At 38.7% G+C, this 14,940-nt stretch carries 13 protein-coding genes and 2 tRNA genes; 9 read left to right on the top strand and 6 right to left on the bottom strand.

What is annotated here, in order from left to right; genetic code table 11:
* The first annotated feature begins 216 nt into the window (after positions 1–216).
* From flgB to fliJ, 8 genes are all read left to right on the top strand, one after another.
* On the top strand, positions 217–633 hold the full coding sequence (gene flgB, locus FXX65_RS08795; RefSeq protein ID WP_147612745.1) for a flagellar basal body rod protein FlgB: 417 nt from the start codon (positions 217–219) through the stop codon (positions 631–633).
* A gap of 52 nt (positions 634–685) precedes the next feature.
* Positions 686–1,147 carry a flagellar basal body rod protein FlgC gene (gene flgC / locus FXX65_RS08790; RefSeq protein ID WP_147615958.1) on the top strand — a complete coding sequence of 154 codons (462 nt, stop codon included), beginning with the start codon at positions 686–688 and terminating at the stop codon, positions 1,145–1,147.
* Between the two features lie 87 nt (positions 1,148–1,234).
* Positions 1,235–1,579 (top strand): flagellar hook-basal body complex protein FliE, encoded by a 345-nt coding sequence (fliE, locus tag FXX65_RS08785; RefSeq protein ID WP_246104370.1) that lies wholly within the window; start codon positions 1,235–1,237, stop codon positions 1,577–1,579.
* 205 nt (positions 1,580–1,784) lie between these two features.
* Positions 1,785–3,566, top strand: a complete 1,782-nt coding sequence (fliF, locus tag FXX65_RS08780; RefSeq protein WP_147612743.1) for a flagellar basal-body MS-ring/collar protein FliF — start codon at positions 1,785–1,787, stop codon at positions 3,564–3,566.
* 4 nt (positions 3,567–3,570) lie between these two features.
* Positions 3,571–4,665, top strand: coding sequence for a flagellar motor switch protein FliG (gene fliG, locus FXX65_RS08775; protein ID WP_147612742.1), 1,095 nt, complete (start codon positions 3,571–3,573; stop codon positions 4,663–4,665).
* Between the two features lie 32 nt (positions 4,666–4,697).
* Positions 4,698–5,624: a flagellar assembly protein FliH gene (gene fliH / locus FXX65_RS08770; protein ID WP_147615957.1), complete on the top strand. Its 927-nt coding sequence runs from the start codon at positions 4,698–4,700 to the stop codon at positions 5,622–5,624.
* A gap of 23 nt (positions 5,625–5,647) precedes the next feature.
* Positions 5,648–7,171, top strand: coding sequence for a FliI/YscN family ATPase (locus FXX65_RS08765; RefSeq protein WP_147615956.1), 1,524 nt, complete (start codon positions 5,648–5,650; stop codon positions 7,169–7,171).
* 12 nt (positions 7,172–7,183) lie between these two features.
* Positions 7,184–7,612, top strand: coding sequence for a flagellar export protein FliJ (gene fliJ, locus FXX65_RS08760; RefSeq protein WP_147615955.1), 429 nt, complete (start codon positions 7,184–7,186; stop codon positions 7,610–7,612).
* 36 nt (positions 7,613–7,648) lie between these two features.
* On the opposite strand, the gene FXX65_RS08755 is transcribed toward fliJ, so the two are convergent.
* The 6 genes from FXX65_RS08755 to FXX65_RS08730 all read right to left on the bottom strand — a co-directional run bounded on the left by FXX65_RS08755 (position 7,649) and on the right by FXX65_RS08730 (position 14,125).
* Positions 7,649–9,289, bottom strand: coding sequence for a nucleoside kinase (locus tag FXX65_RS08755; RefSeq protein WP_147615954.1), 1,641 nt, complete (start codon positions 9,287–9,289; stop codon positions 7,649–7,651).
* Between the two features lie 20 nt (positions 9,290–9,309).
* Positions 9,310–9,780 carry an arginine repressor gene (gene argR, locus FXX65_RS08750; RefSeq protein WP_147613696.1) on the bottom strand — a complete coding sequence of 157 codons (471 nt, stop codon included), beginning with the start codon at positions 9,778–9,780 and terminating at the stop codon, positions 9,310–9,312.
* A 167-nt stretch (positions 9,781–9,947) separates the two neighbouring features.
* Positions 9,948–12,521, bottom strand: coding sequence for an endonuclease MutS2 (locus tag FXX65_RS08745; RefSeq protein ID WP_147615953.1), 2,574 nt, complete (start codon positions 12,519–12,521; stop codon positions 9,948–9,950).
* A 3-nt stretch (positions 12,522–12,524) separates the two neighbouring features.
* Positions 12,525–13,511: a ribosome small subunit-dependent GTPase A gene (gene rsgA / locus FXX65_RS08740; RefSeq protein ID WP_147615952.1), complete on the bottom strand. Its 987-nt coding sequence runs from the start codon at positions 13,509–13,511 to the stop codon at positions 12,525–12,527.
* Between the two features lie 435 nt (positions 13,512–13,946).
* A tRNA-Glu gene (locus tag FXX65_RS08735) sits at positions 13,947–14,019 on the bottom strand.
* A 35-nt stretch (positions 14,020–14,054) separates the two neighbouring features.
* A tRNA-Gln gene (locus FXX65_RS08730) sits at positions 14,055–14,125 on the bottom strand.
* 87 nt (positions 14,126–14,212) lie between these two features.
* Here FXX65_RS08730 and FXX65_RS08725 point away from each other — a divergent pair.
* Positions 14,213–14,893 carry an HAD family hydrolase gene (locus FXX65_RS08725; RefSeq protein ID WP_147615951.1) on the top strand — a complete coding sequence of 227 codons (681 nt, stop codon included), beginning with the start codon at positions 14,213–14,215 and terminating at the stop codon, positions 14,891–14,893.
* Positions 14,894–14,940 lie beyond the last annotated feature (47 nt).

Genomic DNA, 14,940 nt, shown 5'->3' with positions numbered 1-14,940 from the left:
CAATACAAATTTTTCCACAGCGATTTGTGTATCGCGAATATTGAGATTGCAGATTTTTTTTGTGTTTTTTGTTGCACGAGCGTGCGATTCTCTTATTAAATTGTTGTGTTTTTACACAATATTGAATCTGCTGTGTTTTCGTAAAATTTCATATCTCTCCTTTTTTATTGCACATTTTTTTCTAAATATAAAAAATCCTTCTCCGATAATTTTAATATGAATACTTTTACACGTTCTGTTGAATTATTGCATCGCGCACTTGACGTTAATTCTCTTCGTTATCAGGTTTCTGCAAATAATATTGCAAATGCAGAAGTTCCAAATTATAAGAGGCAGCAGGTTAATTTTGAAAGTGAATTAAAACGCGCATTTGAAAGTGAAGCAAATTCTGAAAATCGCTTTTTGCTTACCACGACAGATAATCGACATATTCAGTTAAAAGAGCCTTACGATTGGAGAGAAGTTGAACCGAGGCGTGTTACAGATTGGACTACAACCGCAAACGCAAATGGCAACAATGTTGATGCGGAATTTGAAGCGACAAACATATTAAAAATACAGATGAATTACAGACTTCTTTCACAATTGCAAAATTTTGAGTTTAGCCAAGTAAAACTTGCAATGCGTAAGTAATTTTTGAAATTTAACTTTTATTTTTGTAAATAAAAACTGGAGGTTTTTTGTTATGGGTATGTTTACTTCGATAAATATCGCTGCTACGGGGATGAGCGTTGAACGCCTTAGAAGTGATGTTATTTCCAACAATATCGCTAATGTTTCTACAACAAGAACTCAAGAAGGCGGTGCTTTTAAAAAGTCTTCAGTTATAATTGAACCTATCGCTTCTACTCATCCTACTTGGAGAATGCCTTTTGTAAGTGCACAGCAGGATAACGGACCTGGCAAAGGCGTTAGAGTTAGAGAAATTGTAAAAGATACCACGCAGGGCAGACTTGTATACGAGCCTACAAATCCAGATGCAATTCAATCAGGACCAAACAAGGGATATGTTGAATATCCAAATGTAAATATAGTAAACGAAATGGTGGATTTAATTTCTGCAAGCCGCGCTTACGAGGCAAATTCGACAGTTGTGCAGGGTGCAAAGGATATGTTTTCTGCAGCACTTGAAATTGGAAGAAATTAAGGTTGATTTTTGATTATCTTCTTTACACTGCAAATTTTTTATTATAAAATTTTGAAGTGGGAATTTACAAAAGGGGGATAAATTTTTATGAATGCAATGCAGATTATGGCGTCTCCTGTAATGACGCGAACGAATTCTGCTCATAGCGGAACGGCACCTCTTACAAAAATGATTCCAGGTCAAGAGCAGATTGGAGATACAAATAAGAAACCTGGAATTTTTGAGTCTTATCTTTTGGAAGCGGTAAATCATGTAAATGAAAATCAACTTGAAGTTGGTAAACTTCAGGAGAAATTGATTACTGACCCAGATTCTGTTGATATTCACGATGTTACTACCGCTATGGCTAAGGCTCAGATGTCTTTGACCCTTGCTCAAACTGTGATTGAAAGGCTTGTTAGCGGTTGGTCTGAAATTCAGACAGCGCGTTAGTGGGCGTTTTTAAATATCTTAGCCCAGATGGTAGGGGCGGCGTAAGCCGTTGGCGACTTGTCGCCAATGGAGCGAAAGCGCAACCCCGCACAGCTGGTAAAACGTTAATTTTTTACGCCGTAAAAAGATATGCTTTTCTTTACATAAAAAATGTGCTAATCTAATATGAATTTATTTTTAGAAATTCGGTCACGGGAGGGGTCAGATGATCGAATGGCTTAAAGCTTTACCAGCCAAACTCAAAGAAATGTGGACAAAATGGAAGCCTGTTCAAAAGGCTATCCTAATCGCAATCGTTGTAGCCGTAATTGTTGCGGTTGCATTAATGTTTAGACTTTCTGCAGCTCCTACTGGAGTTCCGCTTTTTAATACTGCTATCCGCGACGAAAGTGCAAGAGATGCGATAACTTTGAGATTGGATCAAGAAGGCGTTAATTATTCTGTTAACGAAAGCGGTCTTATAATCGTTGATGATAAAAAAGTTGCGGATAAGATGAAAAGCCTTTTGCTTTTGGAAGGGCTTGTTCCTTCTGGAGTTGACGCTTTTAATCTTTTTGACCAAACAAGTTGGACTGATACGGATTTTAGCAATAACGTTAAACTCCAGCGTTCGATTACAAAACAGGTCAGGCAGCATATCCTTGCGATAGAAGACATTGCAGATGCAAACGTAATTTTAACTTTTCCTGAAAAAGCGCTATTTGCTTCCGACCAGAAACCTGTTACCGCTTCTGTAACCGTAACTTTTAAACCCAATAGCGAGATGGCTTCAAATAGAAAGCAGCTTAAAGGTTTGCAGGATTTGATTTTGCGCTCTGTTGTTGGACTTTATGCTGAAAATTTAGTGCTTGTCGATAACTACGGAAACACTTTAAACGATTTTGAAGGAATGGCTGAAAGCGACAGGCTCGATAATATCCGTAAAGAACACAAGCAAATTTCTTCTGAAGAAGACGCAATGCGGAAAAAAGTCCTTGAATTTTTGCAGAAAAACTTTAACGGTGCTGAGCGCGTTAGAGATTTAAATATAAAAATTGAAAAGGACATGTCTAAGGTTACCCGCGACCAGACTATTTACACTCCAGTTGTAATTACAGAACAAGATCCAGACAAGCCTTACGATACTACTGAAAAACGGGATTATCTTCCTATATCTTCGCAAACTGTTACAAAGGAATGGACTGGAACAGGTTACAATCCAGAAGGACCTGCTGGTGTTGAAGGACAAAATCCGCCAGTTTATTCTGATATGTCAAACGTTATAGGCAAATCGACAGAAACTGGAGTTACTCAAAATAATGTTGTAAATACGGAAGTTCGCCACACAGACCAAAATTCAACTTTGGTTCGCATAACCGCTTCTGCAAATATCGACGGCAAATGGGAAACTCAACTCGACAAAAACAGAAAGCCTATTATCATAAGCGACGAAAACCTTGAACGCTGGCGCGAATACTGTACTCAAAATAACATTTCTCCTGAAAATTCTCGTTTAAGCATTGGGCATTTTTTCCGCGTGTATCATCCTGTTTCGCAAACTGTAATCGAGCAGGTTACTTCTCTTGTTCAAGACGCAATCGGCTACAATAAGAGAAGAGGCGACAGCGTTACCATAACGAGTTTTGCAATTCCTAGGGATATTCAATGGGAGAGCGAAGAAGATGATTATTTCCGCAGCCGACAAACCAGAACGACCATCTTACTTGTATTGGCAGGAACTGCGGTTGTTCTTTTAACCTTTATAATATTTAGATTTATAAGCCGCGAGATGGAAAGGCGTCGTCGTCTGCGCGAAGAAGAGATTTTGCGTCGCCAGCAGGCTGAACGAGAAAAAGCACTTTGGGATGCAAAACAGGAAGGAATGGAAGTTACTATGTCTGTTGAAGAGCGAAAGCGTGCAGAATTGCAAGAAAACGCAATCGCTATGGCAAAAGAACATCCAGAAGATGTTGCAATGCTCATTCGCACTTGGTTGATGGAGGAATAGAGTTATGGCAGATGAAAAATCCACAGCAAGTAAAGCGCCTGCAAAAAGTGGCAATTTAAAACCCGCAGGTGCTTCTAAAAAAGGCGGAGCGAAAGATTTTAAGAATCTTACAGGGCGTCAGAAAGCGGCAATCTTTCTTGTTTCGCTGGGTAGCGATGTTTCTTCCGAGATTATGAAGCACTTAAGGGAAGACGAAGTTGAAACTTTAACTTTTGAAATTGCAAGGCTTGAAACTGTCGATGCAGATTTTAAAGATCAGGTTTTGGAAGAATTCCAGGATTTGATGAATGCGCAAAACTTTATTTCTACTGGTGGTATAGATTACGCTCGAGAACTCCTTGAAAAATCGCTTGGTTCTCAAAAAGCAATCGACATAATAAACCGCCTCACTTCGAGTTTGCAGGTTCGTCCTTTTGATTTTATCCGCCGTACTGACCCTGCACACCTTTTAAACTTTATTCAAACTGAGTATCCGCAGACTATCGCACTTATCTTGGCGTATCTCGAGCCCAGCAAGGCAGCGGTTATCTTGCAGAATTTGCCGGCAGAAATTCAACCGGAAGTTTCGCGTCGTCTTGCAACGATGGACAGAACTTCGCCTGATGTTTTGCGTGAAGTTGAACGCGTTTTGGAGAAAAAACTTTCAACACTTTCTTCAGAAGACTACACTGCTGCCGGTGGTGTTGAATCTATCGTAGAAATTTTGAACCTTGTTGATCGTTCTTCTGAAAAATCAATCATTGAATCTTTGGAAGAAGATGACCCTGACTTGGCAGAAGAAATCAAGAAGAGAATGTTCGTATTCGAAGATATCGTTATGCTCGACGACCGTGCCATTCAAAAAGTTCTTCGCGAAGTCGATACTCAGGAATTGGCAAAGGCGCTCAAATCTGTCGATACAGAAGTTCAAGACAAAATATTCAGAAATATGTCAAAGCGTGCGGCAAGCATGTTAAAAGAAGATATGGAATTTATGGGACCTGTCCGCTTAAAGGATGTTGAAGAAGCACAGCAGAAGATAGTATCTACAATCCGCCGCCTTGAAGATGCAGGCGAAATCGTAATTGCACGTTCAGGCGAAGATGAGCTTGTCGTATAAATAAGGTTGTTTTTAGGTAGAGGGATTAGTGTATGAATAAAAACTTGTTTCAGCCCAATGAAGTAAAAAACAAAGATGGCGATTTTAAACTTGCGCTTGTGCATAATTTTGAACCACCAGTCGAAGAAGTTGAAGTTGAAGAAGTTCCACAATACACAGGTCCAACTATTGAAGAGCTTGAAAAACAGGCTAATGACTACAAGGAAAAATGGGAACTTGAAAAGCAGAGCATGCTCGATGAAGCAAATCAAGAAGCGAGCACGATAATTGAAAACGCTAAAACAGCCGCTTTTGCAGAAGTAAAAAGACAAACCGATGAAGCTCAAACTATAAAAACCGAGGCTCAAACAAAAGCGGACGAAATAATAAAGAATGCTCAATACGAGGCGAGTGAGATTCTTAAAAAAGCTGAAGGAGATAAAAAAGAAATCAGCAAAAATGCTTACGAAGACGGATATAAAAACGGCGAAGAAAGTGGCTTTGCTTCTGGAAAAGAAGAGGTTTCTCGCTTAATCGAGCGGAGTCATAAAATTCTCCAAGCGGTGATGAACAGGCGCGAAGAAATTTTAAACGAAACTGAACAGCAGATTGTTGAATTGGTTTTGTTGATGAGCCGAAAAGTCGTAAAGATAATGTCCGATAATCAAAAGCAGGTTGTAATGGCAAACGTTCTTTCCGCATTAAAAAAGGTAAAAGGGCGTGGAGATGTAACAATCCGCGTAAATATAGAAGATGTAAAACTTACAACAGAACACATAAAAGATTTTATCGCTCAAGTGGAAAATATCAAAGGAATAACGGTTGTGGAAGACGGCTCTGTTGATAAGGGCGGTTGCATTGTAGAAACCGATTTTGGAGCAATTGACGCAAGGATTTCTAGTCAACTTTCTGAACTTGAAAATAAGATATTAGAAATTTCTCCTGTAAAGACCATGCAAAAGCCTGATCCTCTTTCATAAAAAGATTTTGGGTGGGAATTTTTATGGAACAGTTTTTTACAAAATATCTTAAAACCGTTGTAGATGCGGAAACCATTTTATATACGGGCTCTGTTACAAGCGTAAAAGGCTTGATGATTGAAAGTTGCGGTCCGTATTCAAAAGTGGGAGAGCTGTGCACTATAAAAAATTCTGACGGTACGAATGTTATTGCAGAAGTTGTAGGTTTTGACAAAGAAAAAAACGCTGTAAATTTAATGTCCTATGGCGAAACCAAAGGCATAATGGTTGGAAGCGAAGTTGTCGCAAGCGCTAAAGAATTGAGGGTTCCTGTTGGCAGTTGTCTTTTAGGGCGCGTAATAGATGCCTTGGGTCATCCGTATGACGATAAAGGTCCTTTAGAAAACGACGAATTTTATCCTGCTGTTGCACCAGCTCCTAATCCTTACAAAAGAAAAGAAATAAACAGGCGCATAGTAACAGGAGTTAGAGCGATAGATTCACTTTTAACCTGCGGAAAAGGACAGCGAATCGGAATTTTTGCAGGCTCTGGAGTTGGAAAATCCACCTTGCTTTCTATGATAGCGCGAAACACGAATGCAGATATCAATGTCATAGGTCTTATAGGCGAGCGTGGGCGAGAAGTTATGGATTTTATTCAAAACGACTTAGGCGCAGAAGGAATGAAGCGTTCTGTTGTCGTTGTGGCAACTAGTGATCAAAGTTCAATCTGTCGTCTGCGTGCAGCGTATACAGCAACTGCGATTGCCGAATATTTTAGAGATTTGGGCAAAGACGTAATGCTGATGATGGATAGCGTTACTCGTTTTTGCCATGCACAAAGAGAGATTGGAACTGCCAACGGCGAGCCTCCAACCCAAAGCGGCTATCCTGCAAGCGTTTGGGATATGCTTCCAAAACTTCTGGAGCGCAGCGGAACCAACGAGAAAGGTTCAATAACGGCATTTTATACAGTTCTGGTTGATGGCGATGATTTAAACGAGCCAGTAAGCGATAAAGTTCGTGGAACTTTGGATGGCCATATAGTTTTAAGCCGTCGCCTATTTAAAGAAAGGCATTTTCCTGCAATCGATGTAACTTCATCAATAAGTCGCCTTTGGGACGATGTTACAGGAGTCGAAACTCAAAAAGCCGTAAACAAAGTAAGTCGTTTAATTTCTATATACGAAGAAAACAGAGATATGATAAATGCTGGTGTTTATGTGAAGGGAAATAATCCTGAAATTGACGAAGCGATAGATAAACATTCTGCAATCGAAGCACTTTTGACTCAGCAAAAAACTGACCACTGCACTATAGAAAATACTTTGCAGATTTTAAGTGCAGTTGCAGAAATTCCAATCCCAGAAAGCGAATACGAAGAAGATGTTGCACAGGGAAAGAAAACCACAGCGCAGATAGTACGCGAAAAAAAGATTGACGATGTTTCCAATACCAATGCTTTTTCGACAGAAACACTCGACGACTCTACAGAAAATTCTTCCCTCGAGCAGACTGCAAATGCAATAAAACTGATGGGTGGAGTAAGTCCTCAAGAAAAACTTTAAGCAGGCTCATAATTGAAAAAATTTTCCTTCAATATGCAAAAAATCCTTGATTTACGCGAATTTGAACAGGAACAGGCTCAAGTTGAACTTGGAAAAGCGATAAGTCATGAAGCGTCAATCGACAACACTCTCGAAATGGTTGCAAGACAAAAAGTTTCTACGGTAAAAGAAGCCGATAGCATTTCTGATTTAAATGAACTTTTTACCGCAAATCAGTATCTAAATCTATTAGAGCAGCGCAAAGAAAAATTGTTGCAGGAAAAAACACAGGCGCAACTTGTAACGCAGCAAAAACGCGAAGTGATGAAAGATGCGATGATGAAAGTTAAAGCGTTAGAAAAACTAAAACAAGCACGCAAAGAAGAATGGAAAGCAGAAAACAAACGTAAAGAAGAAAAAGAAACCGACGACATAAACAATTCAAAGATTTTGCGGAGCTAGATTTTCATATCTACTAAAAATGACGGTTTTAATTTTCTAATATCGGAAACTTGAACCGCCAATGAATTCTCTTATTATCGATTGTTTTGGAATATATGTTTCTGGAATCAAATCAAAATTATCCAAAAATCGCAAAAGCCTGCATGCTTCGCTGTATTCTGCCTGTGTTGGTTTTACAGCTCTCAAAAGAGGACTCGCATATACTTTTAAAACTGGAATTTCGTAGTCGAGAGCGGTGTTTAAAACTGCATCTGCATTGTTTTGGAACGGAAAGATGTGTAATTTTTCTCCTTTTTGCACGCTTTCCCACATTCCAATCGTGTCTGCCGCACTTTTTCCCCTGTAATTTGAATCCCGCACGATTCTTCTTATAAGACGGTTGTCGCTTGTTGCAAGGCGGTTGTGATCGTTTAAGTTTAACTGAGTTAAAGCCGAAAGATAGATTTTAAATTTGTATTCATTTTTTACTTTTGACGTTAATTTATCGTTTAGACCGTGAATGCCTTCCATAATCAGAATATCGTGGTCTTCGAGCCGCATCTTTTCGCCTGTGTAATATCGTTCGCCAATGTCAAAATTGTACGAAGGCACATCTATTTCTTTTCCAGAAAAAAGGTCGTTAAGATTTTCGTTTAAATGCTGAATATCCAACGCTTCTAAACATTCATAATCGTAATTTCCGTTTTCGTCCTTTGGATTTTTTGTCCTTCCGACATAATAATTATCTAAACTTATAACTTTTGGATTGTATCCGAGTGCCTGAAGATGAAGTGCAAGTTTTTTTGCAGAAGTTGTTTTTCCAGACGAAGAAGGACCTGCTATCAGCACGACTTTTACATTTTTTCGCTCGCTTATCTGTTTTGCAACCTGCGCATAGTTTTGTGCCTGAAAAGTTTCTGTTATGTCGATAAAATCGTTGATTTTCCCTTTTAAAATCAATTCGTTTATGTCTGCAGCCGAAGTTACATCAACTTGTTTTCCCCACGCTTTGTAGCGCTTGTAAATTTCAAAAATTTTTGGATTGTCGATAAATGCTCCCAAAACATCGGGATGTTTTTCTTCCGGAAATTGAAGCAAAAATCCGTCGTCATAAGGGATAAGATTAAAAAGTTTTATCTGTCCTGCAAATTCCGCAAATGGTCCTTGATAAAGATCCGAAAAATCTCCAAGCGTATTTATTACAACTTTTGGCGGGCATTTAAAATCTAGTTGGTGGCGTGTTTCAACAAGCCCTTGCCGTTCAAAAAGGCGGCAGGCATCGGCATAGGAAACAACTTGAGTTTTTATCGTTTCGTTTTTAGAGATGATTCCGTTCATCTTATCTTTGAGCATTGCAATTTCTTTTTCTGTAACGCTCTTGCCGTCAAAGGTGTAGTAGTAACTTGAGCCGAGGCTGTGACCAATCAAAAGCCTCTTTTCAGGAAAAAGAGCATGAGAAGCAGCTGCAAGTATAAAGCAAAGCGAGCGCCTGTATATCAGTGCTCCATCTTTTGTGTTTAGATAAACAGGCTTTATTTCTGCGTTTACATCTATTCTTGAAGTGAGTGAATTTATCTCGTTGTTTACAAAAATTGCCATTAGAGGAAATGGATTTTCTTTAAAATTAGAAGCGATTTCGTTTCCGCAAATTCCTGATTTGCATTCAATTTTTTTGCCTTCAATAGTTAGTGTTATCATAAAACTGTGCTCCTGAATTTTTAGTCATCGAGATTTGGGATGTGTTTTTTTAAAGACTTTATAAAATGTTCGCCAGAAATTCCTTTTCTAAGGCTTGCAAAAATGCAGTTATCGCCAGCGACTGTTCCTAAAATTTCTTCCATATTTAGATTATCTAAAGCGTTTGCAACAGAATTTGCTTGTCCTCCAAAAGTTTTTATTACAACAGTGCTTTCGTTCCACTCTATGCTCACATAGCCACGCAAAAAATCCTGCACAAAAAGAGATTCGTTTTCGCTTCGTTCTTCTTCGCTTGCAAGGCTGTACACATATCCTGAATTGCCGTCGCTTACCTTTCCGACTTTTAAAAGTTTTAAATCGCGCGAAAGTGTTGCCTGAGTAACTTCAAAACCTTCCTTATTCAAAAGGGAAAGCAGTTCTTCTTGACTTTTTATCCTGTTGTTTTTTATGAGTTTTCTTATAGATTTTAGCCTTGTAGTGCGTTCTTTCAATCTTGCATTCCTTTTTTTTATATTTATGCATAAATTATGTATAAAAATGCACTCCCTGTCAAATAAGGGTAAACTTGTCGATTTTTTTTATTAAATGATTTATATGCAAATTTTTGACTTTACGAGATTTTCGTTTATCGTTTTTAATTGCTGATTTTAAAATTTATTTAATCTAATTCAACCCAAGTTTTTCCAAATCCACCGTCTTCTGCGCTTGCATAATGAAAATCTTTTACAGCAGGATATTGATTTAGATAGTCTTGAACTGCCTGTTGCAAAATTCCGTTGCCTTTTCCGTGAATTATCGAAAAATTTTTAAAATTGTGAATTTGACACAAGTCTAGCTGCCGCTCAAGTGCTTTTATCGCCTCTTCTTCGCGTAATCCCAAAAGTCTAAGCTCAAATTCCGGTTTTGCTTTTCCAAAAGTGCCGCTTGCAAGTTCAATGCTAACGCTCGCTTTATTTTTTGACTGCGGCAGAAGTTCAAGGTCTTTTTCTTTTATGTTCATCCTTATAGAGCCGATTTGAACAGCCCAAAGTCCCCTTCGCACATTTTCCACCAAAACTCCTTTTGTTTTTGTAGGCCGGTGAGTAACTTCTGCTCCTTCTTTGAACACAAGAGGAGCGATTTTTTCTTCAATATTTTTTTGTGCGTAAGGATTTTCTATGTCGCTCACTTTTGCAAAGGCTAAAGCTTCTTTGTTGCTCAGCTTCTTTTTTGTTTTTTTGCTTGAAGAATGTTTTGAGTTTTCTTTTGAGATTAAAATTCCGTTTTCGCTTCGCATTGAATTTTCTTTTAATTTTTCTTCAAAAGCGTCTTTTTTCTGTTCCCATTTTTGTTTTTCATTTTGGAGTGCAAGTTCTTCGTTCTCTAATTTTTTAGAAAGTGAAGACAGAAAATGTTTTACACTCAAGGTTTTTTCTCGATTTATTTCGCCCTCGCGCAGTGTCCTTACAAGATTTTCAAGCGTCTTGTGTGTTTCGGCAACAAAATCGTTGGATTCAATTTTCTCTCGCTCTTTTAATTCTATTTCTCGTTCTTTGAGCTGGAGATTTTTTTGTTCAAATTTCAATTCTCTCTCAGTAAGCTGTCTTTCTCTCGAAGAAATTTCCATTTCTGTCTTTGCTATCTGGGCATATTTTTGCGTTAAGCCTTTTATCAGGGTGCTTACATCTGCTTGCTCATTGTTTATGTAAGATTTCGCTTTTTCGACGGTACAAGACGGAAGTCCTGCGCGTTTTGCAATGTCTAAGGCATGGCTTTCGCCTGGAACTCCCATCAAAAGCCTGTATGTTGGGCTTAAAGTTGCGTTGTCAAAATCTACGCTCGCATTTATGCAGGCTGCATTTGTGTATCCATAATTTTTTAAAATTCCATGGTGGGTCGTAACTAAGACAAAGGCTTTTTTTTCAATAAGCTGATCCAGTACAGCCATTCCGATTGCGCCACCTTCCTGAGGGTCTGTTCCGCTTCCAAGTTCATCCAAAAGAACAAGGCTAGATGAATCCGCATTTTTTACAGCGGCGGCAATGTTTTTCATGTGGGCAGAAAAGGTTGAAAGGCTTTGGTCAATCGATTGTTCATCGCCAATATCTGCAAAAAGCGACTTGAACACAGGAAGCCTTGTTCCGTCTTTAGTAGGAAGAGGAAAACCAGTCTGATTTAAAAGCGAAAACAAAGCAAATGTTTTTAAACTTACGGTTTTTCCACCGGTGTTTGGTCCTGTTATAATAAGGATGTTTTTGCCTTCAAGAAATTTCATATCTATGGGAACTGCTTTTTCTCCTAAAAGCGGATGGCGTGCAGCGATGAGTTGTGGCGGAAGTGATGTTTTGTCATTTTGTAAGCATGGAATGGCATAAGTGCAGTTGTTTTTGATTCCCCAAAGTGCAACAGCACAAGTTTGGTCTAAAATCGTCATAGTTTTTAAAGCGGAACGCAGAGAATCTGTAAACGGTGCAATTTTTTGGGTTAATTCAGTAAAAATTTTTTTGATTTCAATTTGAAGTTCAAATTCTTTTTGAATGAGTTCGTTATTTTTTCGTACAACTTCATTGGGTTCTATAAAAATAGTTTGTCCAGTGGAACTTACTTCGTGAATGATTCCAGAGATTCTTGACTTCATATTCGCTTTTACTGCGAGCAGCTGGCGTTCCGCCCTAAAAACAGGAACAGAGCTTGCAAGGACTTGGGAAAGACTTGAATCGCTCGTGTATTTTTTTAGCGCACCAGCAATTTCTGAATGCAAAACTGCGATTTGATTTCGGATTTCTTTTAGAATTTGAAGGTCTTTTAATTTCCCGTCTTTTGTCAAAACTTTTAAGATTTCATCTCTAACTTGCTCTGCTTCGCTAATTGGCAATTTTTGAGAAAGGCAAAGCAAATTTTTTATGTTTAATTCTTTTGAAACTTCGCTTATCGATAAAGCAAAAAAGGATGCAGAAAGCGTAAAAGTTAAAATCGCATAAAATTGTTCTTGGTCTAAGGTTGCACCTTGAACTTTTAAGATTTTAAAAAAAGAATGAATGCTTTCCCAAGGTTTTACAGCAAGCGAAGGATTTTTTGTAAGGGTGAGTTCCCATTCTCTGCTTAAATCCTTTAATTCTTCAATTTTTGACAAATCTGTTAGAGGAAGTTTTTGTTTAAAAAGTTCTTGAGATTCGCTTGCAACACAAAAAACTGCAATCGAATCCCTGATTCTAAAGTATGCTAAATCTTCGAGAGTTTTTGTATGCCACATTTTTTAATCAGACCAACTGCCAGTTTTTATCTCTTGCGATATTTTTTTCCAGCTGTCAAATCTTTCTTCGCTTATGATTTTCGACTCAACCGCTTCTAAGATTTTACATCCAGGCTCACAAGTGTGCGTGCAGCTCATTCCAAAATCGCACTTGCCAACAAAGGGCGCCATCTCTCTAAAATACAGTGCTAAATCTTCGTAAGGAATATCGTCCAAAACAAAGCGCCTTACACCAGGAGTATCTATAATTGACGCAACCGAACCGTGAATTCCACCAGTCAACGCTTCGTTTAATTTAATGTGTAAAAGAGAGCCTTTTGTTGTTGTGTGGCTTCCTTTGCCGTATTTTTTAGAAAGGCTCCCAGTTTTTAATACGACAGAATTGTCTAGAACATTTATCATAGAAGATTTTCCAACACCAGATTGCCCGACCAAGGCACAAAGTTTGTTCAATATCAATTCAGAAAGTTCAACAAAACCTTCGCCAGTTCTAGCAGAAACTTTCATAACCTTGTATCCAATTTCCTGCCAAATATTGATTCGCGTTAAAAAATCCTTGTCTTGAGCCATAGGAAGATCGCATTTGTTTACGATAATCACAGGCTCAATTTGTTGCTTTTCTGCTTGTGCAAGTGCTCTGTCTATAAAACGAGGTCGAAAATCAGGCTCTTCGGGCGTTGTTATCAAAAGGATGTAATCCAAATTGCAGGCCAAAAGTTGAGGAGCGCGGCCTTTTACATTCCAGCGCACAAAGGTATTTTTTCGAGGCAGCAAATTCACAATCTGTCCCTTTTTATCTTCAAGTTTGTCAACTTCAATTTCAACAATGTCCCCTGGAGCGAGCGGATTGTAATATTTTTTATCGGATTTAAGCCTTTTGCTTTTTAAGGTGCATGCGCGAACAGAAGCGACGTTATCTTCCTGTGAAATAGTTTCAACTTCAAAAACATTGTTAGAACCGTTTAAAACGGTGCCAGTCAATAGATTCATACTTTTTTGATTTTACGAGAGAAAAGCGGCTTTTGCAAGAAGATGAAGTTTTTTCAAAGATTTCGGGCGGCTTTTTGCTCCACTTGAGTTTCGCAAAAATCGGGCTTTGCGTGGTTTCGCTTGCGCTCCAGCCTCCTCACTCGCTTACGCTCGCTGCGGTGGCCGCATTCGCGCCACTCCAATCCCTGCCGCATCGTCGCACACGGAGGTGCGACTTACAAGCAATGTTGACAGTTTTGCAAAAACTGTCCATCAAAGAAAAATACGGAGGTTTTTCTTTGATGCCAATCCCTTGCCGATGGAAGCTCGCAGGTGGGTAGCGGGGCTACAAGTAGACCCTGCCGCATCGGCGCTCACTTCGCGGTGCGACTTGCCAATTTTTGTTTATAAAAAGTTATCTGTTTTATGAATAGTCTTGATAGAAAAGAAATTTAATAGCTCCAACGGGAGTCGAACCCGTCTCTCCGCCTTGAGAGGGCGATGAACTAAACCGATATTCGATGGAGCCGAAAAAAAAACTGACTCGCGGTCAGTCATTTTTAGTTCCCCAAGGAGGATTCGAACCCCCACAGTCAGAACCAGAATCTGAAGTGCTACCATTACACAATCGGGGAATGCAAGGTTTTATCAATATATAAAAACAGGTATTTTGTGTCAACTGTTCTTGAAGTAAAAAAGAGATTTTTCTAAAATCTTCCACTATGAAACAAATCGGTTTTAACTTAAAAGCTGTTATCTTTGACATGGACGGCGTTCTTTTGGATACGGAAAGCATCTGTAAAAAATGCTGGCAAATTGAAGCAGATAAGCGCGGTTTAAAAAATGTTGACGAAGTTTACTACAAGTGCGTAGGTCAGGCTAGGCAGGATACGCTGTCAACGCTTACGGATTTTTTTTCGCCACAAGACAAAAATTTTGATGCAGAAGATTTTTATCTTTCTTCTGTAGAACTTTTTAAAGAAGTAGAAAAAACAGACGGAATTCCAAAGATGAAAGGTGTAGATTCCTGTTTAAAAAGTCTGTTTTCAACAGGAATTCCTTTGGCTGTAGCAAGTTCTACAAGAAGAAAAACGGTTTTAAGGCAGTTAAAAGAAGCAGAGCTTTTCGATTATTTTAAGACTTTTACCTGCGGCGACAGCGTTGCTCACTCAAAACCAGACCCAGAAATCTACATAAAAGCGTGCAATTCAATTTCTGTAGAGCCAAAAAACTGCCTTGCGGTAGAAGACAGTCCAAACGGCGTTCGCTCTGCATTTGGGGCAGGAATGAAAGTTGTGATGATTCCAGATTTAATAAAACCCACAGAAGAAATTTCAAAGATGTGTTTTTCAATTTTACCTTCAATAGATTTACTTCCTTCGTTTTTAGATCCTTATTGTTAGGACATTTTTTTTTCGATATACTCGTTTCACATTTTATTTTTAGGATT

Origin of the sequence: Treponema pectinovorum (assembly GCF_900497595.1) — a bacterium.
Taxonomy (GTDB): domain Bacteria; phylum Spirochaetota; class Spirochaetia; order Treponematales; family Treponemataceae; genus Treponema_D; species Treponema_D pectinovorum.
Note: the sequence above shows the minus strand (reverse complement) of the source record. Positions and strands in the feature narration are given on the sequence as shown.